Source organism: Aeromonas sp. QDB23 (assembly GCF_027707745.1).
Taxonomy (GTDB): domain Bacteria; phylum Pseudomonadota; class Gammaproteobacteria; order Enterobacterales; family Aeromonadaceae; genus Aeromonas; species Aeromonas allosaccharophila.
In genome coordinates this window covers 36,077-58,803 of the sequence record NZ_JAPCJA010000028.1, presented here as the reverse complement: position 1 = coordinate 58,803, position 22,727 = coordinate 36,077, and the positions used below count along the sequence as shown (strand labels likewise).

The 22,727-nt window shown below is 61.8% G+C and carries 19 protein-coding genes; all 19 read left to right on the top strand.

Going from position 1 to position 22,727, the window contains the following annotated elements; all coding sequences use genetic code 11:
- Positions 1-521 precede the first annotated feature (521 nt).
- The 19 genes from PG888_RS13215 (at position 522) to nuoL (ending at position 22,667) form a co-directional block, all read left to right on the top strand.
- Entirely contained in the window at positions 522-1,280 is a 759-nt protein-coding gene (locus tag PG888_RS13215) for a flagellar motor protein (RefSeq protein ID WP_042658429.1), read from the top strand.
- Positions 1,255-2,133: a flagellar motor protein MotB gene (locus PG888_RS13210; protein ID WP_182932494.1), complete on the top strand. Its 879-nt coding sequence runs from the start codon at positions 1,255-1,257 to the stop codon at positions 2,131-2,133. The genes PG888_RS13215 and PG888_RS13210 overlap by 26 nt, the downstream gene beginning before the upstream one ends.
- 162 nt (positions 2,134-2,295) lie before the next feature.
- On the top strand, positions 2,296-4,434 hold the full coding sequence (locus tag PG888_RS13205; protein ID WP_182937683.1) for a TonB-dependent hemoglobin/transferrin/lactoferrin family receptor: 2,139 nt from the start codon (positions 2,296-2,298) through the stop codon (positions 4,432-4,434).
- Entirely contained in the window at positions 4,434-6,440 is a 2,007-nt protein-coding gene (locus tag PG888_RS13200; RefSeq protein ID WP_270693524.1) for a prolyl oligopeptidase family serine peptidase, read from the top strand. Before PG888_RS13205 ends, PG888_RS13200 begins: the two co-directional genes overlap by 1 nt.
- Positions 6,437-8,884 (top strand): proprotein convertase P-domain-containing protein, encoded by a 2,448-nt coding sequence (locus PG888_RS13195; RefSeq protein ID WP_182937685.1) that lies wholly within the window; start codon positions 6,437-6,439, stop codon positions 8,882-8,884. Before PG888_RS13200 ends, PG888_RS13195 begins: the two co-directional genes overlap by 4 nt.
- A gap of 59 nt (positions 8,885-8,943) precedes the next feature.
- The gene (locus PG888_RS13190) at positions 8,944-9,474 is read left to right on the top strand and encodes a hypothetical protein (RefSeq protein WP_270693522.1); all 531 of its coding nucleotides are present in this window, start codon (positions 8,944-8,946) and stop codon (positions 9,472-9,474) included.
- Complete coding sequence (locus PG888_RS13185) at positions 9,462-9,758, top strand: hypothetical protein (RefSeq protein WP_270806531.1); 297 nt, start codon at positions 9,462-9,464, stop codon at positions 9,756-9,758. Before PG888_RS13190 ends, PG888_RS13185 begins: the two co-directional genes overlap by 13 nt.
- 13 nt (positions 9,759-9,771) lie before the next feature.
- Positions 9,772-10,341, top strand: a complete 570-nt coding sequence (locus tag PG888_RS13180) for an Lcl C-terminal domain-containing protein (RefSeq protein WP_182937687.1) — start codon at positions 9,772-9,774, stop codon at positions 10,339-10,341.
- Between the two features lie 377 nt (positions 10,342-10,718).
- Positions 10,719-11,123 carry an NADH-quinone oxidoreductase subunit A gene (locus PG888_RS13175; RefSeq protein ID WP_005344919.1) on the top strand — a complete coding sequence of 135 codons (405 nt, stop codon included), beginning with the start codon at positions 10,719-10,721 and terminating at the stop codon, positions 11,121-11,123.
- Between the two features lie 29 nt (positions 11,124-11,152).
- On the top strand, positions 11,153-11,827 hold the full coding sequence (locus tag PG888_RS13170) for a NuoB/complex I 20 kDa subunit family protein (RefSeq protein ID WP_005344917.1): 675 nt from the start codon (positions 11,153-11,155) through the stop codon (positions 11,825-11,827).
- 2 nt (positions 11,828-11,829) lie between these two features.
- On the top strand, positions 11,830-13,635 hold the full coding sequence (nuoC, locus tag PG888_RS13165) for an NADH-quinone oxidoreductase subunit C/D (protein ID WP_182937689.1): 1,806 nt from the start codon (positions 11,830-11,832) through the stop codon (positions 13,633-13,635).
- 80 nt (positions 13,636-13,715) lie between these two features.
- Positions 13,716-14,258 carry an NADH-quinone oxidoreductase subunit NuoE gene (nuoE, locus tag PG888_RS13160; protein WP_163129866.1) on the top strand — a complete coding sequence of 181 codons (543 nt, stop codon included), beginning with the start codon at positions 13,716-13,718 and terminating at the stop codon, positions 14,256-14,258.
- On the top strand, positions 14,255-15,640 hold the full coding sequence (nuoF, locus tag PG888_RS13155) for an NADH-quinone oxidoreductase subunit NuoF (protein ID WP_182937690.1): 1,386 nt from the start codon (positions 14,255-14,257) through the stop codon (positions 15,638-15,640). The genes nuoE and nuoF overlap by 4 nt, the downstream gene beginning before the upstream one ends.
- Before the next feature lie 41 nt (positions 15,641-15,681).
- Positions 15,682-18,438, top strand: coding sequence for an NADH-quinone oxidoreductase subunit NuoG (nuoG, locus tag PG888_RS13150; RefSeq protein ID WP_182937691.1), 2,757 nt, complete (start codon positions 15,682-15,684; stop codon positions 18,436-18,438).
- Positions 18,435-19,403, top strand: coding sequence for an NADH-quinone oxidoreductase subunit NuoH (gene nuoH, locus PG888_RS13145; protein ID WP_005337244.1), 969 nt, complete (start codon positions 18,435-18,437; stop codon positions 19,401-19,403). Before nuoG ends, nuoH begins: the two co-directional genes overlap by 4 nt.
- 10 nt (positions 19,404-19,413) lie before the next feature.
- Positions 19,414-19,956 carry an NADH-quinone oxidoreductase subunit NuoI gene (gene nuoI / locus PG888_RS13140; RefSeq protein WP_182937692.1) on the top strand — a complete coding sequence of 181 codons (543 nt, stop codon included), beginning with the start codon at positions 19,414-19,416 and terminating at the stop codon, positions 19,954-19,956.
- Positions 19,957-19,966: 10 nt separating this feature from the next.
- Positions 19,967-20,518, top strand: a complete 552-nt coding sequence (gene nuoJ / locus PG888_RS13135) for an NADH-quinone oxidoreductase subunit J (RefSeq protein WP_111808375.1) — start codon at positions 19,967-19,969, stop codon at positions 20,516-20,518.
- Positions 20,515-20,823, top strand: a complete 309-nt coding sequence (gene nuoK, locus PG888_RS13130) for an NADH-quinone oxidoreductase subunit NuoK (RefSeq protein ID WP_005337247.1) — start codon at positions 20,515-20,517, stop codon at positions 20,821-20,823. Before nuoJ ends, nuoK begins: the two co-directional genes overlap by 4 nt.
- Complete coding sequence (gene nuoL / locus PG888_RS13125) at positions 20,820-22,667, top strand: NADH-quinone oxidoreductase subunit L (RefSeq protein ID WP_182937693.1); 1,848 nt, start codon at positions 20,820-20,822, stop codon at positions 22,665-22,667. Before nuoK ends, nuoL begins: the two co-directional genes overlap by 4 nt.
- Positions 22,668-22,727 lie beyond the last annotated feature (60 nt).

Genomic DNA, 22,727 nt, shown 5'->3' with positions numbered 1-22,727 from the left:
CTGGAGAAACAAGCGGGACAGTTTGTGCTGCCGGAACGAAGGGAGCGAAGTTACCCCCGCTGCGTGAAGCCAAGGCCCCAGAGGTATAGTGTGAAAAAAGCCAATAAAAACAATGCCAGTCAGGCTTAACTGACTGGCATTAACCTCATGGTCGGTTTTTTGCTTTCCGGCAAACGCAAACACCTATGCCGACAAGGGAGCAAGAGCCACGCAGTGGCGGATCATCCACGCTCTCACCACCCCGGTTTGCAAAGCCCTGGTAGCAACATCAGGACTGTTCGTATTTCCAGCTCACGTCCCCCTCCTATCCTGCTCTTGTGATTGCCCAACCCGACAAACGTTCCCCCTGTCACGGCGCAGTGCAACAAGGTGATTGCAAGGCCATCTCATTAGCGCAACACACCTCCCCTTGCGAATGTTACTCAGCGCCCATTAATTGCTCAGCGATTGGATATCATTTTGAAAAACTGATACTTAAGTAGCTACACTAGCCATTATCAACATGCAGGGACGTGTCACAAATGAGTTTGATTGGCTTGGTACTGGCGTTGATCGCCATCCTTGGCGGCAACATGATCGAGGGTGGCCACCCCAGTGCACTGCTCGATCTGCCCGCATTCCTTATCGTAATAGGCGGCACCATTGGCGCTGCGCTGACCCAGTTTCCTTTCTCCGTCGTCGGCAGCACCTTGAAGCGCTTCAAATGGCTGCTCTCCCCCCTCAAACTCGACATGCAGGAACAGGCCCAGTTGCTGGAGACCCTGGCAGGCAACGCCCGCCGCAGCGGTATGCTGGCGCTGGAAGGGATGATCGAGGAGATCAAGGATCCCTTCCTGAAGAAAGGGGTGCAGATGATGGTCGATGGCTACGAGAAGAACAAAATCCACGAGGTGCTGGAGAACGAGATCGAATTTGAACAGGAAGATCTCGAACAAACGGTCAAATTCTATGAAGCCATGGGCGGCTACTGCCCGACCATGGGGATCGTCGGCGCGGTATTTGGCCTGATCCACGCAATGGGTCTGCTGGATGCCCCCGACAAGCTGGGTGGCGCCATCGCGGTGGCCTTTATCGCCACCATCTACGGGGTATCCGCCGCCAACCTGATCTTCTTGCCGTTCGGCAACCGCTACAAGGGGTTTGCCCACCAGATCCGCCACTACAAGGAGATGACCCTGACCGGCATTCTCTGCATCGTGGATGGCGAGTCCCAAGCGCGCCTGCAAGTTACCCTCGAACCTTATCTGGGAGGCCATGGTGGCCAAAAAGAAAAAAGCTGAAGCGCCGGAGAACCACGAACGCTGGCTGGTCTCCTATGCCGATTTCATGACCCTGCTGTTTGCCCTGTTTGTGGTGCTCTACTCCTTTGCCATGGCCAAGCAGTCCGAAACCCGGGTGCTTATCCAGGGCTTTATCGAGTCACTGGGTAAAATCGGCCTCATCTCCCCTCCTGCTGGCTCACCCGTGATGCAGGGCGGTACCGGCATTCTTGAACCGGAATCGAAGACCACACCAAGCAGCTCGGAAAAAGAGACCCTGCTGGATAAAGAGGCGCAACCCGCAGCATCGGACCCCTTCAACGAGACCATAGGTGCCTCGGAAAAACCGAGCGCCACCGAAGCCTGGCCCCACAAGACCAAGGAGCAGGAGTGGGTGCAGGTGACCAAGCAGAAGCTGGAACAGCAGCTCAAGGCACAGATCGAATCCAAGGATCTCGAGGTCGAGCAGCTTGGCAGTCAGCTGGTGATCCGCATCGGCGAGAAGGCGCTGTTCCCCTCCGACTCGGCGTTCCTGCAACCCCAGTTCGTCCCGCTGGTCCACAAGATCTCCGGCATTTTGGCCAACATTCCGGGACAGGTGGTGGTCACCGGTCATACCGACAACTCCCAGGCGCCGGTGGAGCTCTATCGCAACAACTGGGAGCTCTCGGTGCTGCGGGCCTCCTCCATCGTGCAGACCATGCTGGCCAACCCCCAGCTGGATGCCAGACGGGTCATTGCCCAGGGAGTTGCCGACACCCAGCCCCGTTTCGCCAATGACACCCCCGAACATCGCCAGGCGAACCGCCGGGTCGATATCACCCTCTCCCAAGGCAAGGCAGCAGAAGAGTCGCTGCAACTGCTCAAACCCTGATCACCCTGCTCCCGCCTCGCGCGGGAGTTTCTTTTTAAAAACAAATAACTCAATAATATCAACACCATAAGATCTTAATGATAATGATTTCCATTTATTGTCAAGTGGTCAGGCCTCTGCAATAATGCCGCCCCTCAGGCTCAAATAAAAACAATTATCATTATGAACAAACTGTTTCAGGCATGGCCGGCACTCCTGTGTGCCTCCGCTGGCGCGGCCGATCTTCCCCCTGTGGAGAAGGCGCGCAGCGACGACACCATCATTGTTACCGGACAACGGGTACAACAGAAACTCTCCGATGTCTCCGGATCCATCACCGTCATCACCCAGGAAGAGCTGGACCGTCAGGTCGCCAGCGAGCTGACCCATGTGTTTCGCAAGATCCCCGGTGTCTCGGTCACCGGCTCTGCCGGGCGACCGCAAAACATCAGCGTGCGCGGCATCGGGGGCAACCGCATCCTGCTGATCAAGGATGGGGTGCGCGTCAGCGACGGCTTTGGCGCCGACAACATCAATGACAAGGTGGGGCGCTTCAACTTCGACCTTGATGACATCAAGCAGATCGAGGTGGCCAAGGGGGCCGGTTCCTCCCTGCATGGCTCGGATGCCATCGGTGGCACCGTGGTGATGAACACCAAGCAGCCAGAAGATTATCTGCAACAGCAGGATAGCTATCTGGCGGCCAAGACCCTCTACGGTGGCGACAGCAACAAGAAGAAGCTCAGCATGACCGGCGCGGCGCGGGCGCTGGAGAGCGAACATCTGTTGCGCCTCTCCGGCTGGCGCGGCAACGAAACGGCCAACTTTGAGGAGAGTCGCATTCCGGCGGATCTGGATGGCATGAGTGCCTCCACCAGCAGCCGCCTCCCCCTCAATGCCCATCACGCCCTGCGACTGGAGCTGGACTACTACGAAGATCACGCCAAACGCCTGATGGGCCCCAAGGCGGTGCCTCAACCCGATGGCAGCTGGAATGTGGTCGGCTTTCAGGAAAACAGTGATCAACGTACTCAGGGCGGCAAGTTCAGCTGGGAAGCCAACGATCTGGGCATGATCGATACCCTCAACTGGAGCCTGTTTGGCAACCAGTCACGCAACGAGGCCAACCAGCGCCAGCTGCTGCGCAACGATGCCCTGAGCGGCTATCCCAGATATCGCAGCCAGCGCACCCTCTCCACGTTCGAGGAGCTGCGCCTTGGCAGTGAGCTGGAGCTGCAGAGCAAGCTGACCACCGGCTCGCTGGATCACACCTTCAGCTACGGTGTGGAAGTGGAGCAGGCCAACCACGAGCGGCCGGTCAGCAATCTGACCCTGGAAGATGGCATCACCGCCCAGGGACAGAAAGCCCCCTTCAGCAAAGCCGAGACCCGCCGCGATGGCATCTGGCTGAGCGATGTGATCGATCTGGGCAGCTGGCAGTTTACCCCGACCCTGCGCTTTGACCGCCAGCGCCTGCGCGCACCGGACAGCAATCTGGCCGAGAACCACAGCGACCACATCTCCCCCAGTCTGGCGGCCAGTTACCGCTTCAACGAGACATGGCGCAGCTGGCTCAGCTATGCCAACGGCTTCCGCGCCCCCGCTTACGATCAGGTTTACGGCAACATTCCCCACTACTTTGCCATGCCGCCGTTCGAGATCATTGCCAACCCCAACCTCAAGGAGGAGACCAGCCACAGTCTGGAGTGGGGAGTGAATGGCCAAAGCGACAACTGGAGCGTCAAACCGGCCGTTTTCTACAACCGCTACTACAACTTCATCGACTGGCGCCAGACCGGTTTCCGCATCGATGACGGTGTCTTCCTGCGCCAGTATCGCAACGTCGCCAAAGCAGAAACCTGGGGCGCCGAGCTGGCCGCCAGCCTCTGGCTGAGCGACGAGTGGGAGCTTTCGACCAATCTGGCCTGGATGGATGGCAAGGATCACCGCGGCGAGCCGCTGCGAACCCAGGCACCGCGGGAAGGCAACACCACCCTGCGCTGGCAGCAGCTCGACTGGGGTGTTGAGCTCAGTGGCAACTATGCCGCCGCCATGACCAAGGTGCCCCAGTGCGCCAGTGCCCAGACTGGCTACAGCGGTGCCTGCCAGAGCAGCGCGGGCTGGTTCAGCCTGGATCTCACCGGCGACTGGCAGATCACCGACGCGCTCAAGGTCAATGCCACCATCGGCAACCTGCTCGATACCCGCTACGTCCGCTATCAGGATGTGGCCGGACTCCCGGCTGGCAGCGACACCTCCCTCTACAGCCAGAGCGGCCGCTATCTGTCAGCCAGCCTCAGCTACCGTTTCGTGGGGATGTGATGAAGCATCATGCAATCATGGCGGCCCTGTTGGCCGCCCCGTTGGCGTGGGCGCAAGAGGCCCTGCCACCGCCGATCCCATCCCAATCACACCTGATTTCGGGCAATCCCGTACGCCAGGATCCCTACTTCTGGTTGCGGGACGAGAGCCGCAGCAACCCGGCCATACTCGCTCTGCTCAAGCAGCACAATCGCTGGAGCGAGCAGCAGCTCGCCGCGCAGCAGCCGCTGGAGGCGATCCTGCGCGCCGAGTTTGCCAACCATCCGGCGGGGGAACCCGTACCGGACAACTGGCTTGTGCGCGGCGATCAGGCATGGCAGCTGCGCCCGGACGGCTCCCTCTGGCAACGCCACGGGGGCAAGGTTCAGCAACGGCTTCCCGCCAGAGCGGGTGAGGGCTATTACGACGCGGGCGGCTGGGCCCTGAGCCCGGATAACCGCACGCTGGCCATCGCAGAAGACAGACGCGGCGATCTCGACTATCAGGTCACCCTGCTCGATCTCCAGAGCGGCAAGGCGCTGGCCAGTTTGGCGCAGCGCAGCGCCGATCTCGCCTGGTCACAAGATGGTCGCACCCTCTACACCATCGCCAACGAGCGCGACACCCTGCGCCCCTGGCAGCTGCGTGGCTGGCAGGATGGCCAAGAGCAGACTCTCTATGAGGAGCAGGATCCCGCCTGGCTGCTCAGCCTATATCGCACCACGGATGGCCAGCATCTGGTGTTGCAGGGCAACAACCACGACAGCTCGGAGCAGTACCTGCTCGACTCGGGCAAGCCGCAGCAGGTCAAACCCCGCCAGCGCGGGGTGGAATACTATCTGGACAGTCAATCCGGCTGGGTGATCAAGAGCAACCGGGAGGGGGCATTTGCCCTCTACTCAGCCAACACGCCGCTCGGTGAGTGGCAGCGCCTATGGCCCGCCAAAGGGGAAGATCTCGGCGATCCCGAGAAGTGGCGACTGTTTGATCGCCATCTGGTGGTGCAATTTCGCCAGCAGGGGGAGGATTGGCTCGCCCTGCTCGATCGCAACGGCCATGAACGCCAGCGCCTGCCGCTGGCCAGTGGCGCCGGTACCGGCTGGCTACAAGGAGAACATGACCCGGCCAGCGACCGCATTCTGGTGCGCAGTCAGGGCTTGAGCCAGCCCCCCGGACAGCGCTGGCTGGATTTGACCAGCAGTCAGTGGATCAACGACCAGCACACCGCAGACAATAAACCATTGCCCTATCAGAGCGAGCGGCGCTGGATCACTTCTGCCGATGGCACCCGGGTACCCGTCTCGCTGGTGTGGCGCAAGGATCTGGCCCCCCGCGCCGTGCTGCTCTACGGCTATGGCGCCTATGGCACGCCAATGCGCCCCTACTACCAGAAAGAGCTGCTGAGCCTGCTGGATCGGGGCTTTGTCTACGCCATCGCCCATGTGCGCGGCGGCGGCATGCTGGGGGAGCAGTGGACCCGCGATGGACGGGGCATCCACAAGCAGAACGGCATCAGCGACTTTATCGCCGCAGGTAGCACCCTGCGCCACTGGTCGCCCGACACAGCCCCTCTGCCCCTGTTTGCCATGGGTGGCAGTGCGGGGGGCACGCTGGTTGCGGCAGCCCTCAACCAGCAACCGACGCTCTTTAGCGGCGCCGTGTTGCAGGTTCCCTTCGTCGATATGCTCGGCACCATGAGCGATCCCGCCCTCCCCTTGACCCGTCAGGAGTACCAGGAGTGGGGCAACCCGGCCAAGCCCGCAGAGTATCAGGCGATGCGCCGCATCAGCCCCTACGACAACCTGCACCGCGCCCCCTACCCGCCCCTGCTGGTCACTACCGCCCTGCACGACAGCCAGGTGCCCTACTGGGAGCCAGTCAAGTGGCTGGCTCGCCTGCGGGAGCACAGCACGGGCTCCGGCCCCTACCTGCTGCTGACCGAACTGGAGGGAGGCCACCGCGCCGGTGGTGGCGATCGGGCTCGTGAATTTGCCTTCTTGTTGCATCTGGCGGGGATCAACCAATGACCCTACCGCTGATTGGGAGTACCACTATGAAACCCCTGTTGCCCGCCCTCTTGCTGGGGCTGGCTGGCTTTGCCACCGAGGCCGCCGAACTGCGTTTTGTCGAACAGGACGCCCCGGCCGATCCCCGCCTCTGGCTCGAACAGCAGCTCGGCGTCACCCTGAGTGATGCCCCGGCCTATCAGCGCCAAGGCAAGCTGGGCCACTATCTGCACTATCGCCAGCAGCTCAATGGCGCACCGATCGCCGGCCTGATGGCCGCAGTCAGTCTCGATGAGCAGGGTCGCCCGTGGCGTCTCTATCACAATACCCGGCTGATGCAGGCACAGGCGACGCCATGTGACGACGCCAGCCGCACCGGGGTGGATGCCTATACCGCCACGCTGGATGGCGCTGTGTGGCAATTCGCCGGCAGTGACGAGGCCCAGCCCTGGTACTGGCAGGATGGCGACACCCTGACCCCCGCCTGGCGTCTGCTGGCGGTAGAAAGCCAGCCGGGCAACAGCAAGAGCAGCCACTGGCAACTGTTTGTCACTTGCGATGGCAGCGCCCTGCTGGGGCGCACGCTGCAAGAGGCCAGCACCCGTGCCGAAGCGGCCCCGCTGGCAGGGGAAACGGCCACGGTGCAAGCCCGCATCTTTGCCCTCGACCCACGCACCCAGCTGAAAGATGGCAACCTGCTGTGGCGCCATGATCTGGTGCTGGACAACGGGGCCTATCGCACCGTCCCGCTCACGGTACAAAAGGTGGATGACACCTACCTGCTGAGCGGCCCTCGCGCCCGGGTCGTGAACGGCACGGCGCCGGAAACCGTTCCCTTTAGCAGCCCTGATGCCGATGGCTTCCAGCTGGATCACCAGCAGCCCGCCTTCCTCGATATCAATGGCTACTACCATCTGGATCTGGCCCAGCGCCACGTAGAATCCCTGGGCTACCCAACGCTGATGGGCGGCCCCCTGGCCATCGATACCGATGCCGGGGAGCAGGACAACTCACTCTATGATCCCTTCTTGCGCCGGTTGGAAATTGGCCGGGTCGGCGTGCCCGATGCAGAAGATCCCATGGTGATCTGGCACGAGTTTGGCCATGCGGTGCAACACCATATCCTGCCCGACATGGGAGACGAGGGTGACTGGGGCGCCATCGGTGAGGGCTTTAGCGACTATCTGGCCGCCAGCTGGCGCCAGCGCAGTCCAGAGGCTCGCCAGTTCGAGCCCTTCATGGTCTTCAACTGGGATGCCAGGATCAGCGGCCGGATGCCCCGTCAGCTCGATGATCTGCGGGCGCGCTATCACCCGGGCTTCCTCTATCCGGCGCACCTCACCATCAACGGCAGCAACGGCGACCAGCTGTGGGGCACCCCGCTCTTCACCGCGCTGCGCCAGGCCGTTGAACAGTATGGCGAGGTAGCCCGTAACGAGTTCGATACCCTGCTGATTGAATCCCACTTCGGCCTCGGCCCGCAGGTGCGGATGCCCCAGCTGGCGCGCGTCACCGTGGATACCGCCAACCGTCTCTATCCGGATCGCAGCTATGGCAAGCTGCTGGAGCAGGCCTTCCGCCACCACGCCCTGCTGCCCACTCCCATCGCGGCCCGCCTTGCCGATGACAGCTACCTGCTGCCCGGGGAGAAAAAGAGCCTCGCCATTGAACTAACCAACCAGAGCGGCCGCCCCCTGACCGTGGCCGACGCCAGCCTGCTGCCGACCAAGGGGATCATGGGTGACGGTCACTGGCAGGGAGAGCTCAACGCCGATGGCACCGCCCGCTGGACCCTGCCGCTGGAAGCGGCGAGCAACCTGACCTGTGGCGAGGCTGTCACCTTGCCGCTGCAGTTCCAGCTCACCCTGCCCAGTCCCACCGAGCGCCAGACCCGCCTTGACCTGCAACTGCCGATCGGTGAACCGCTCTGGCAACGGGCCATCGGCCAGGGTGGCCAGATCAAGGATGCGGTGAGCAGTGAACGGCACGGCCTGTCCCGCTTCACCCTCACCCTGCCCGAGAGCAAGGCCCGCATCGACAGCGGATTCGTGGTTGCCCTCGATCTGGAGCACAGCAAGCTGGAGCAGCTGGAGATCTGGCTCACCTCCCCTTACGGCACCCGGATCAGCCTGTGGAACAAGGGCTACGCCAGTCATACCCGGCTCAAGGGGGAGTTCCCCCGTGAACTGGTACCGTTCGAATCGCTGGATAAGCTGCACGGCGAACCGCTCGCTGGCCGCTGGCTGCTGGAGATCAACGACACCAGCGCCGGTGACACCGGTCAGTTGCGCAGCTGGCGTGTAGCCCAGCAAGTCGGCGCCCGCTGCGACAAGGATGAAGCCCTTCCCAACACCGGCATCATCCCCCTTGAGCAGGATGAAGGGGGTGGCGGCACGACTTCCCCCCTGCTGCTGTTGCTGGCCCTGTGGCCCCGCCTCTGGCGCCGTAGCACCCCGCGCCGCTGAATCCTGTACCTCGGGGGTTACCGCCCCCGTGAACCTGTGACCGAATCAAGGAATGTGAAGTGAAACCATCCGTACTGGTTATTGCCACCCTCTCAGCCCTGCTCAGCGCCTGTGGCGGCGGGGAAGATAACGCACCACTGGCGATCCCGGACTACCGGGTCGATGTCGCCCTGCCGACCGCCGGTACCCTGTGTGCCGATCTGGATCAGAACTGGCAGTGTGATCCCGCCGATCCTGCCGTCAGCGGCGAAGGAGCGGTGGCCCTTGTCAGCCGCTCGGCCAACATCGTCAACTCGCCCCTGCTGTTCGTACCGCGGGGCGGAGGGCTGCTGCTGGCACATCCGGCCGCCAAAGGGGAGCCACAACGGCTACAACCGACCCTGCTCAGCACCCTGTGGCAGAGCCGCATTGCCGAAGGGGTGGCCGCCGAGCGCGCACTGACGCAGCTGTTGGCCGATCTCGCCCCGCTGCAACCGGGCAGCGACCGCGCGGCCCTCGCGGGTCTCGGCCAGTTTGATCAGGCGCTGCAGCAGGTGGCGAGCAGCGCTGCGGCATCAGCCAGTGGCGGCTGCCCACCATGGGCGAGCTGATGTCACTGATGCACTACGGCAGCCTGGCCAAGGATCCGCTGGGTCAGCGCATCATCGTGGACACCCGTTACTTCCCTGATATCGCCCCCTCGGAGGATGGCTTCTTCCATGGCTACTTCTGGAGCGCCACCAGCAACACCGCCCAGCGCTTCTCCGGTGGCCCCATCAGCAAACGCACGGCCCTGCTCCTGGGAGACGATGCGGGCACCACCTATCCCGCGCTGGTGCAGCAAGATACCTATATCGAACTGATGCAGGTACGACTGGTCGCCACTCCCCAATAATCCGAGGAATATCATGAGTCTTTATCGTTTTTCATTCGCCATGCTGGCACTGCTGGCCCCCCTGGCCCACGGTGCTGCCATTTGTGATGACACCATGGATCGCACCGCCCCCTCTGCCCGTTTTCTTGACCATGGCAACGGCACCGTCACCGATCAACACACCGGCCTCACCTGGATGCGCTGCAAACTGGGGCAAACATGGAATGGCAGCAGTTGCCTGGGGGAACCGACCGTTTACTACTGGCAGCAGGGGCTGCAAGTGGCGGAGCGGATCCGCAGTGACAGCAGCCATGCACTCTATCACTTCGGCGGTGTCAGCCAGTGGCGCCTGCCCGACATCAAGGAGCTGGCGACCCTGGTCGAGCATGCCTGCTACAAACCCTCCCTCAATGAAGCCATTTTCCCGCGCGCCATGGCGGGGGGCGGTAAAGAGGTCAATGAGGGCTATGTCTATCTGATGAGCAGCACGGTGACCTCCGGCAATGGTCAGCGGGCGTATCTGGATATCACCTCGGGAGATATCGGTCTTCGCGTCGTTGGCGCCTACCCGGATCAGGTCTTGCTGGTCGCCAATAAACCCTGACCGCCCCACGCTCGAAACCGGAACGTGATGACAAGAGAGGCTTGCGAGCCTCTCTTTTTATTGCTTTTTGATCGTGCCCGTCTCACCCGACCCCACTTTTCTCACCCCGGCTTTCCCTACCCGTAATACCGATCAGACCTTGCTTCACTCTCGGCATTTACCCCTTTCAGGTGATGGCAAGGAGCAGGGTTCTGCACTTTCCAAGCCTTTCCCGCCCGCCATAACCAACAAAAAAGTGCGCTTCTTAACAAAATTTAATTACCAGTTAACCGATTAATAATTAACCCATAAAAATGACATGTAAATCAGTACGAAAGTGTCATAATGCGTAACATTATTGTTAAGTCACTTGATTAAATTGGTTAGGAAAAACCTCTATGTTTGCTGATATTTCTGCTCAACATTGGGCTTTTGCCATTTATGTCATCGGTGCCATCACCATCTGTCTGGTGATGATAGGTCTCGCCGCCCTGTTGGGGGGCCGTGCCTACGGCCGTACCAAGAACAAACCATTCGAATCTGGTGTCGACTCGGTCGGCAGTGCCCGTCTGCGTTTTTCCGCCAAGTTCTATCTGGTCGCTATGTTCTTCGTCATCTTCGACGTCGAGGCGCTCTACCTGTTTGCTTGGTCCGTTTCCGTGCGCGAAAGCGGCTGGGTCGGCTTTATTGAAGCCACCATTTTCATCGGACTGCTGCTTATCGGCCTGATCTACCTCTGGCGCATCGGCGCACTGGACTGGTCACCGCGCAAACCGCAGCTGAACAACAAAAACAGTGATTGAACCACAGACCCTTTCCTTGAGGTTGCACCATGAAGTACACCCTGACCCGGATTGACCCGGATGCACCCGTTGAGCGCTACCCCCAGGAGCAGCGCCAGACCGTCGATGACCCACTGGCGCAAGAAGCGACGCGCGGCATCATGATGGGCCGTCTCGAGGAGGTGCTGCAAGACACAGTCAACTGGGGCCGCAAAAACTCCCTCTGGCCTTACAACTTCGGCATCTCCTGCTGCTACGTAGAGATGTGTACCGCCTTCACCTCCCCCCACGATGTGGCCCGCTTCGGCGCCGAAGTGATCCGCGCCTCGCCGCGTCAGGCCGATTTCATGGTGATTGCAGGGACCCCCTTCATCAAGATGGCACCGGTGATCCAGCGCCTGTATGAACAGTTGCTCGAACCCAAGTGGGTGATCTCCATGGGGGCCTGTGCCAACTCGGGCGGCATGTATGACATCTATTCCGTGGTGCAGGGCGTCGACAAATTCCTGCCGGTCGACGTCTACATTCCGGGTTGCCCGCCCCGTCCCGAAGCCTTTTTGCAAGCCCTGATGCTGCTGCAAGACTCCATCGGCAAAGAGCGCCGTCCCCTCTCCTGGGTGGTGGGCGATCAGGGGATCTATCGTCCCCAGATGCAGGCCGAAAAAGAGCGCAAGCGCGGCGAACGGATCAATGTGACCAACCTGCGCACGCCGGATGAGATCTGACCATGAAACTGACTCGTGATTTTCCCAGCAATTACGCCATGGCCCAGTGGCAGCCCAGCGACCACCTGGATGCCAAAGTCATTGGCGAACTGTTTGCTCATTTCGGGGCCGAGCACTTCACCGTGCAGACCACGCGTACCGGCGTGCCGGTGGTCTGGCTCCCCCGCGAACTGCTGCAGGATGTGATGGGCTTTTTGCGCAAGGTGCCCTCCCCGTTCGTGATGCTGTTTGATCTCAGCGCCACCGACGAGCGGCTGCGCAGCCATCGCGACGACCTGCCCCAGAGCGACTTCACCGTCTTCTATCACCTCATCTCCATCGACCGTAACGCCGATGTGATGTTGAAAGTGGCGCTGGCCGAGAGTGACCTGCATCTGCCCACCATCACCAACCACTTCCCCAATGCCAACTGGTATGAACGGGAAGTGTGGGATCTGCTGGGCATCACCTTTGATGGGCACCCTCACCTGACTCGCATCATGATGCCCAAGAGTTGGCAGGGTCACCCGCTGCGCAAGGATTACCCGGCGCGCGCCACCGAATTCGATCCCTTCATGCTCGATGCCGCCAAACAGGACATGGAGCAGGAGAACCTGCTGTTCAAACCGGAAGAGTGGGGTCTGGCCCGCGGCAACGAGAACGAGGACTACATGTTCCTCAACCTCGGCCCCAACCACCCCTCTGCCCACGGCGCCTTCCGCTTGGTGTTGCAGCTCGATGGCGAGGAGATCCGCAACTGCGTGCCTGACATCGGCTATCACCATCGCGGTGCCGAAAAGATGGGCGAGCGCCAGTCCTGGCACAGCTATATCCCCTATACCGATCGGGTCGAGTATCTGGGCGGGGTGATGAACAACCTCCCCTATGTGCTGGCGGTCGAGAAGCTGGCCGGCATCAAGGTGCCGCAGCGGGTCGACATGATCCGGGTGATGATGGCGGAGCTGTTCCGCATCCAGAGTCACCTGCTGTTCTTGGGTACCTATATTCAGGACGTGGGGGCCATGACCCCGGTCTTCTTCACCTTCACCGACCGGCAGAAGATCTACACCATCATCGAAGCGATCACCGGTGCCCGCATGCACCCGGCCTGGTTCCGCATCGGCGGTGTGGCCCATGACTTGCCGAAGGGATGGCAACGACTGGTGCAGGACAACCTGCTGAGCTGGCTGCCCAAGCGGCTGATGGATTACGAAAAAGCGGCGATGCGCAACAGCATACTGCGCGGTCGTACCATAGGGGTCTCTGCCTACACCACCGAGCAGGCGTTGTCCTGGGGCACCACGGGGGCCGGATTGCGCGCCACCGGCCTCAACTTTGACGTGCGCAAGTGGCGCCCCTATTCGGGCTATGACCAGTTCGACTTTGAAGTGCCGGTCGGCAGCAATGGCGATGCCTACGACAGAGCCACCGTGCGGATCGAGGAGATCCGCCAGAGCATGTCGATCATCGAGCAGTGCATGAAGAACATGCCAGAAGGCCCCTTCAAAGCGGATCACCCGCTCACCACGCCGCCGCCAAAAGATCGCACCCTGCAAGACATCGAGACCCTGATCAACCACTTCCTGCAAGTGTCGTGGGGTCCGGTGATGCCCGCTGCCGAGTCGTTCCAGATGATTGAGGCGACCAAGGGTATCAACAGTTATTACCTGACCAGCGACGGCTCGACCATGAGCTACCGGACCCGGATCCGCACCCCGAGCTTTGCTCACCTGCAACAGATCCCCTCGGTAATCAAGGGCAGCATGGTGTCGGACCTCATCGTCTATCTGGGCAGTATCGATTTCGTTATGTCGGATGTGGACCGTTAAGTGATCCCGCCTCCCGGCCATGGTCGGGAATTGGGATCGCCGGACGAGAAGTAAAAGGACAAGCCACCAAAGGTCAAGTCATGAGCCAGCAATGTCAGTGTCACAATAATCAGACCCCACAGGGGCAAGGGGCATGCAGCAGCAAACAGGGCGACTTCGCTCTGAGCCAGGCTGAACGCGATGCCATCGAACACGAGAAACACCACTACGAAGATCCCCGCGCCGCCAGCATCGAAGCGCTCAAGATCGTGCAGCAGGCCAGAGGCTGGGTACCCGACGGCGCCATTCATGCCATCGCCGCCGAGCTCGGCATTCCCGCCAGCGACGTGGAGGGGGTCGCCACCTTCTATAGCCAGATTTTCCGCCAGCCGGTGGGGCGCCACATCATCCGCGTCTGCGACAGCATGGTCTGCTACATCAATGGCCATGAAGATCTGATGGCCGGTCTCAAGGAGGTGATGAACCTCGGCCCCGGTCAAACCACCCCGGATGGCCGCTTCACCCTGCTGCCGGTCTGCTGCCTTGGCAACTGCGACAAGGGGCCAGCCATCATGATCGATGACGACACCTATGGCGGCCTCGATCCGGTGACCTTGCTGAAAACCCTGGAGGCTTACCCATGAGCCTGCCGCAGAACAAGATTCTCGCCTCTCTTGGCACAGCCAACCGCACCCCGCGTGCGGCCGAGACCCACCCGCTCACCTGGCGACTGCGGGATGACGGCCAGCCGGTGTGGCTGGAGGAGTATCAGGCCAAACAGGGCTATGACGCGGCCCGCAAGGCGCTCGGCCAGATGAGCTCGGACGAGATCGTCAGCACCGTCAAAGATGCCGGCCTCAAGGGGCGCGGCGGCGCGGGCTTCCCCACGGGTGTGAAGTGGGGATTGATGCCCAAAGACGAGAGCATGAACATCCGTTACCTGCTCTGCAACGCCGACGAGATGGAGCCCAACACCTGGAAAGACCGGCTGCTGATGGAGCAGCTGCCCCATCTGCTGATCGAGGGGATGATCATCAGTGCCCGGGCGCTCAAAGCCTATCGCGGTTATATCTTCCTGCGTGGCGAATATGTGGATGCCGCCATCCACCTGCGCCGTGCGGTGGAAGAGGCCAAGGCCGCCGGTCTGCTGGGCAAGAACATTCTGGGCTCGGGTTTTGATTTCGAGCTGTTCGTCCACACCGGCGCCGGTCGCTACATCTGTGGCGAAGAGACGGCGCTGATCAACTCGCTGGAAGGGCGCCGCGCCAACCCGCGCGCCAAACCCCCCTTCCCTGCTGTCTCCGGTGTCTGGGGCAAACCCACCTGCGTCAACAACGTCGAAACCCTCTGCAACGTGCCCGCCATCATCGGCAACGGGGTCGCCTGGTATCACGGGCTGGCGCTGCCGGGCTCGGAAGATCACGGCACCAAGCTGATGGGCTTCTCCGGCAAGGTGAACAACCCGGGCGTCTGGGAGCTGCCCTTTGGCATCACCGCCCGCGAGCTGTTTGAAAACTACGCCGGTGGCATGAGAAGCGGCTATCGCCTGAAAGCCTGGCAACCGGGCGGCGCGGGCACCGGTTTCCTGCTGCCGGAGCACCTCGATGCCCAGATGTATACCGCCGGTATCGGCAAGGTGGGCACCCGGATGGGAACCGGACTCGCCATGGCGGTGGATGACTCCATCAGCATGGTCTCCTTACTGCGCAACATGGAGGAGTTCTTCGCCCGCGAATCGTGCGGCTGGTGCACGCCCTGCCGCGACGGCCTGCCCTGGAGCGTCAAGCTGCTGCGGGCACTGGAGCGTGGCGAAGGTCAATCCGGCGATCTGGCGACTCTGGAGCAACTCTGCGGCTTCCTTGGCCCGGGCAAGACCTTCTGCGCCCACGCGCCGGGCGCCGTCGAACCACTGGCCAGCGCCATCAAATATTTCCGCTCCGAATTCGAGGCCGGGATCAAAGGCAGCGGCGACAACCGCAAGCCGGTCAAAGGGATCCAGCCCAATCTGCTGGGCGAGCGCTGGTAACGACACCACAGATTTCACAAAACAGGTTTCAGGGAAGTTGTATGGCAACCATTTATGTAGACGGCAAAGAGTACGAGGTAGACGGAGCAGATAACCTGCTGCAAGCCTGTCTGTCGCTGGGTCTGGACGTCCCCTATTTCTGCTGGCATCCGGCGCTGGGTAGCGTTGGCGCCTGCCGCCAGTGTGCGGTGAAACAGTATCAGAATGCCGATGACAAGCGTGGCCGTCTGGTGATGTCCTGCATGACCCCGGCCACCGATGGCAGCTACATCGCCATCGAGGATGAAGAGGCCAAAGCGTTTCGCAAGAGCGTGGTGGAGTGGCTGATGACCAACCACCCCCACGACTGCCCGGTGTGTGAAGAGGGCGGCGCCTGCCACCTGCAGGACATGACGGTGATGACCGGCCACAACAGCCGTCGCTACCGTTTCACCAAACGCACCCACCAGAATCAGGAGCTGGGCCCCTTCATCGGTCACGAGATGAACCGCTGCATCGCCTGCTACCGCTGCGTCCGTTACTACAAGGATTATGCCGGTGGCGAGGATCTCGGGGTTTACGGTGCCCACGACAACGTCTATTTCGGCCGGGTCGAGGATGGCACCCTGGAGAGCGAATTTTCCGGCAACCTGGTGGAGGTCTGCCCCACCGGCGTCTTCACCGACAAGACTCACTCCGAGCGCTACAACCGTAAGTGGGACATGCAGTTTGCCCCCAGCATCTGCCAGCAATGTTCCGTGGGCTGCAACATCAGCCCGGGTGAACGTTATGGCGAACTGCGCCGCATCGAGAACCGCTTCCACGGCAGCGTCAACCACTACTTCCTCTGTGACCGTGGCCGCTTTGGCTATGGCTACGTCAATCTGGCGGACCGCCCGCGTCAGCCGCTGCTCAAAGATGGCAACGACCAGCTGACCATCACGGTCGATGGCGCCCTCAACCGCGCCGCCGATGCCCTGCGCAGTGCCCGCGGCCTCATCGGCATCGGTTCGCCCCGCGCCTCGCTCGAGAGCAACTTTGCCCTGCGCGAGCTGGTGGGTGAAGCCAACTTCTACGCTGGCGTCGAGCAGGCCGAGTGGGCCTGTCAGCTGAAGATACTGCAGATCCTGCAACAGGGCGGCGTGCCGACCCCGAGCCTGCGGGACATGGAAGAGGCCGACGCCATTCTGGTGCTCGGCGAAGATGTCACCATGAGCGCCGCCCGTATCGCGTTGGCGCTGCGTCAAGCCGTCAAGGGCAAGGCCCGCGAACTGGCCCGCAAGATGAAGGTCGATCTGTGGCAAGTTGCCGCCGTTCAAACCCTGGGGCAGAACGAGCGCTACCCGCTGCTCATTACCAGTCTCGACACCACCCGTCTTGACGATGTAGCAGCCGACAAGTTGCACGCCCCCTATGCCGATCAGGCGCGCCTTGGCTTTGCCATCGCCAACCAGCTCGACCCGAGTGCACCGGCCGTGACCGATCTCGGCCCCGAGCAGCAGGCACAAGCGGCTCGCTGGGCCGAACTGCTGGGCAACGCCAAGAAGCCGCTCATCATTGCAGGCTCCAGTGCCCGGCATGTGGCGCTGGTCGACGCGGCCAGCAACATTGCCCGCGCCCTGAAAGGCCGTGGGCTGGAAGCCAGCATCGCGCTGGTTGGCCAGGAGGCCAACTCGCTGGGTCTGGCCATGCTGGGCGCTCAAACCTTGTCAGACAAGCCGCTCGAAGCCGCCCTTGCGCGTATCGAGTCCGAAGAGGGGTTGGCGCTGGTCACCCTGGAGAACGATCTCTACCGCCGCGCACCGCGCAACCGGGTGGATGCTGCGCTGGCCCGACTGCAGCACCTGCTGGTCATCGACCATCAGGCGACCTTGACCGCCAACAAGGCTGACTTGGTGCTGCCAGCGGCCAGTTTTGCCGAAGCCGATGGCACCTTGGTCAACATGGAAGGGCGCGCCCAGCGCTTCTTCCAGGTCTATGCACCCGCCTTCTACAACGCCGACATTCAGGTGCGTGAAGGGTGGCGCTGGCTGGCAGCGCTGCAAGGGGCGCTCGAACGCAAGCCGCTGCGCTGGCAGAACTTCGATCAGATCAGCCACGCTTGCGCCAGCAGCCATCCGCTGCTGGCTACCATGCTGGAAGCGGCGCCCAACGCGGGCTTGCGGATCCGTGGCATGCGGTTGGCCCGCGAGCCGCACCGCTACAGCGGTCGCACCTCCATGCTGGCGGATCAGAACGTCAGCGAGCCACGGGTGGCGCAGGATCCCGACTCCCCCTTCAACTTCTCCATGGAAGGGTATGCCGGTGCCCGCCAGAACATGCCGCAAGTGCCCTTTGCCTGGGCGCCGGGCTGGAACTCTCCCTCCGCCTGGAACAAGTTCCAGGATGAAGTCGGTGGTCATCTGCGCGCTGGCGATCCGGGTCGCCGCTTGCTGGAAGCAACAGACCCGCAGGCAGAAGGCAAGGAGCCGCTCGGCTGGTTCGCCACCATCCCCACCCCCTTCAAGGCATCAGAGGCGCTGCAGGTGGTCAATTATGCCCAGCTGTTTGGCGGCGATGAGCTCTCCGCTCGCAGCCCGGTCATTCAGGCCCGGATGAACGAACCCGAGCTGGTGCTCAATCCCCTTGATGCTGAGCGTCTGGCCCTGCATGCCGGCAATCAGGTCTCCTTCTCCTGGGGCGGTAGCCACTGGCAACTGCGCCTGCGCCTGAGCGAACAGCTGAGCGCCGGTCTGGTGGGGCTCCCCCTTGGGGTGAACGGCCTGCCGACGGCCCTGCAACAAGCCTCAATCACTAACCTGCAGGAGGTGATCGCATGAGCGAGTCGCTAATCGATCTGTTGCTGGAGGTGGGCAAGGCACTGATCGTGCTGGTGGGGATCGTGGGGGCTGGCGCCTTCATGAGCTTCATCGAGCGCCGCCTGCTGGCCCTGTGGCAGGATCGCTACGGCCCCAACCGGGTGGGGCCGTTTGGTCTGCTCCAGCTGGCCGCCGACATGATCAAGATGTTTTTCAAGGAGGACTGGATCCCGCCGTTCGCCGATCGCCGGATCTTTATCCTGGCCCCCATCATCGCCTTCACCGCCTTTATTCTGGCGTTTGCGGTGGTGCCCATCACCCCTACCTGGGGCGTGGCGGATCTCAACGTCGGGCTGCTCTATATCCTGGCCATCGCGGGGCTGGCGGTCTATGCGGTGCTGTTCGCCGGCTGGTCGAGCAACAACAAATACTCATTGCTCGGCAGCTTGCGCGCCTCGGCTCAGACCCTCTCCTACGAGGTGTTTCTCGGGCTCTCCCTGATGGGGATAGTGATCCAGACCGGCAGCTTCAACCTGCGGGATATCGTCGAGGCACAGGCAGATTTGTGGAACGTGGTGCCCCAGATCCTGGGCTTTGTCACCTTCCTGTTTGCCGGTGTCGCCGTCACCCACCGTCACCCGTTCGATCAGCCGGAAGCCGAGCAGGAGCTCGCCGACGGCTATCACATCGAGTATGCGGGGATGAAGTGGGGTCTCTTCTTCGTGGGCGAGTATATCGGCATCGTGCTGATCTCCTCACTCATCGTGACCCTCTTCTTCGGTGGCTGGCATGGCCCCTGGTTGCCCCCCTTCATCTGGTTTGCCCTGAAGACCGCCTGTTTCATGGTGTTCTTCATCCTGCTGCGGGCCTCCCTGCCTCGCCCGCGCTTTGATCAGGTGATGTCGTTTGGCTGGAAAGTCTGCTTGCCGCTGACCCTGATCAATATGCTGGTCACCGCGGCAGTTGTACTGATAAGTACGCAGTGAGGCACTCAATATGAAAATTGTTAGCATTATTCAGGGTGTCGGCACCCAGTTACGCAGCCTGGCCATGGTCTTCTCCCATGCCTGGCGGCCCCGTGAAACCCTCAACTATCCGGAGCAGGCGGTCTATGCGGCCCCCCGCTACCGCGGTCGCATCGTGCTGACCCGCGACCCCGACGGGGACGAGCGCTGCGTGGCCTGCAACCTCTGCGCGGTTGCCTGCCCGGTCGGCTGCATCTCGCTGCAAAAATCCGAGCGGGAAGATGGCCGCTGGTACCCGGAGTTCTTTCGCATCAACTTCTCTCGCTGCATCTTCTGCGGCCTGTGTGAAGAGGCTTGCCCCACCACCGCCATCCAGCTGACGCCGGATTTCGAGATGGGTGAGTATCGCCGCCAGGATCTGGTGTACGAGAAGGAGGATCTGCTGATCAGCGGGCCCGGCAAATACCCGGACTACAACTTCTATCGCATGAGCGGGATGGCCATCAACGGCAAGCCGAAAGGGGATGCCGAAAACGAAGCCAAGCCCATCGATGTCAAGAGCCTGCTGCCCTGAGGAGTCAATCATGGAACTGGCATTTTATGCCTCGGCCCTGGTGGCCATTTACAGCACGCTGCGGGTGATCAGCACCAGCAACCCAATGCATGCGCTGCTCAATCTCATCATCTCCCTCATCGCCGTGGCCATGATCTTCTTCTGCCTGGGCGCCGCCTTTGCGGGCGCCCTGCAGGTGATCGTCTACGCTGGCGCCATCATGGTGCTGTTCGTGTTTGTGGTGATGATGCTGAACCTGGGAAGTGCCCAGGCGCAGGAGAAAAACTGGCTCACCCCCATGACCTGGGTAGGCCCTGCCCTGCTCTCGCTGATCCTGCTGGGCTTCCTGGGCCACGGCATTCTCGGGGTGACCGGTGGCCTTATCGGAGTGACCGAGGTGACCGCCAAGCAGGTCGGTGTCGAGCTCTTTGGCCCCTATGTACTGGCGGTGGAGCTCGCCTCCATCCTGCTGCTGGCGGGTCTGGTGACCGCCTATCACCTGGGTCGGGAAGACAAGAGTGGTGAAGTGCTCTCCGTCCCGCGCTCCGCATCCCGCTCTGCACAAGAAGGAGGTCAGCAATGAATGGAATCCCTATGGAGCACGGCCTCCTGCTGGCCGCGGTGCTGTTCTGCATCGGCTTGTGCGGTCTGCTGATCCGCCGCAACCTGCTCTACATCCTGATGAGTATCGAGATCATGATGAATGCCTCGGCACTGGCGTTTGTGGTGGCGGGTAGCCGCTGGGCGCAGGCCGATGGCCAGATCATGTACATATTGGTGATTTCTCTGGCGGCAGCAGAGGCCAGTATCGGCCTCGCCCTGTTACTGCTGCTCTATCGTCGTTACCACACCCTGAACGTGGACACTGTGAGCGAGATGCGCGGATGAGCCTCTTATATCTGACTTTTCTATTTCCGCTGCTGGGATGGCTGGTGCTGGCCTTCTCCCTCGGCCGGTTTGGCGAGCGTACCTCGGCACTGATCGGGGTAGGCTCCATTGGCCTGTCGGCCCTCACTACCCTGTGGGTGGGCATCGACTTTTTGGCCAACCCGCCCGAGGGGGGCGTCTATGTCCAGCGCCTGTGGCAATGGATGGCGGTGGGCAACTTTACCCCGAGCTTCTCGCTGGCACTGGATGGCCTGTCGCTGACCATGCTGGGGGTGGTGACCGGGGTGGGTTTCTTCATCCACCTGTTCGCCTCCTGGTACATGCGCGGGGAAGAGGGCTACTCCCGCTTCTTCACCTACACCAACCTCTTTATCGCCAGCATGCTGTTTCTGGTGCTGGCAGATGACCTGCTGTTTGTCTACCTCGGCTGGGAAGGGGTGGGGCTGTGCAGCTACCTGCTGATTGGCTTCTACTACAAGGATCGCAACAACGGCGCGGCAGCCCTCAAGGCATTTGTCGTGACCCGGGTGGGTGATGTCTTCCTCGCCATCGGCCTGTTTATCCTCTATCGCGAACTAGGCACCCTCAATATTCACGATCTGCTGGTGCGCGCCCCCACCCTGTTTGCCGAAGGCTCCCCTGCCCTGTCGCTGGCCTGCCTGATGCTGCTGGGTGGTGCGGTCGGCAAATCGGCCCAGTTGCCGCTGCAAACCTGGCTGGCGGATGCGATGGCAGGCCCGACCCCGGTCTCAGCGCTGATCCACGCCGCCACCATGGTGACCGCCGGTGTCTACCTGATTGCCCGTACCCACGGCCTGTTCCTGCTCGCGCCGGAGATCCTCCATCTGGTCGGGCTGGTTGGCGCCATCACGCTAGTGCTGGCCGGTTTTGCCGCGCTGGTTCAGACCGACATCAAGCGGATCCTCGCCTACTCCACCATGAGCCAGATTGGCTATATGTTTCTGGCACTCGGTGTCGGCGCATGGGAAGGGGCCATCTTCCACCTGATGACCCACGCCTTCTTCAAGGCGCTGCTGTTCCTCTCCGCCGGTGCCGTTATCGTTGCCTGCCACCATGAGCAGAACATCTTCAAGATGGGCGGGCTGCGCAAGAGTCTGCCGCTGGTCTATGCCTGCTTCCTGGTGGGGGGCTCGGCCCTGGCCGCGCTGCCGCTGGTCACCTCCGGTTTCTACAGTAAGGACGCCATCCTGTGGCAAGTAGAAGCCTCTGGCCAAAGCGCACTGCTGTGGGCCGGTCTGGTGGGGGCATTCCTCACCTCGCTCTATACCTTCCGGCTGATCTTTATCGCCTTCCATGGCAAAGAGCAGACCAAAGCCCATGCGGGCCACGGTCTGGCTCATCACCTGCCGCTGCAGGTATTGCTGGTGCTCTCTACCGGCATAGGCGCACTGATCACCCCGCCGCTGGCCGGGGTGCTGCCTGCAGGCCCGGGGGATCATATCGAAGAGGGTCGCCATGCGCTGGAGATAACTTCCGGCATCATCGCAATCGCTGGCATTGCGCTGGCCGCGTTTCTGTTCCTTGGTGAGCGCCGTCTGGCCACCTCCATTGCCAACAGCGCGCCGGGCCGTCTGCTCAGCACCCTCTGGTTCAACGCCTGGGGCTTTGACTGGCTCTATGACCAGCTGTGGGTCAAACCCTATCTGCTGGCGACCCGGCTGCTGGCCCGCGACCCGCTGGACTGGATGATGGGACTGCCTGCCTGGATTGCTCTGCGTGGCAACCAGTTGCTGGCCTGGACCGTGACCGGCAAGTTGCGCTGGTATGCTGCCTCCATGGGCATCGGCGCCGTGCTGGTGCTGGCGCTATTGCTGCTGGGGTAACGCGATGAACAACCGGACAATCATACAGCCAGGCTGTTTGCTCTCCCTGATGGAACAGGG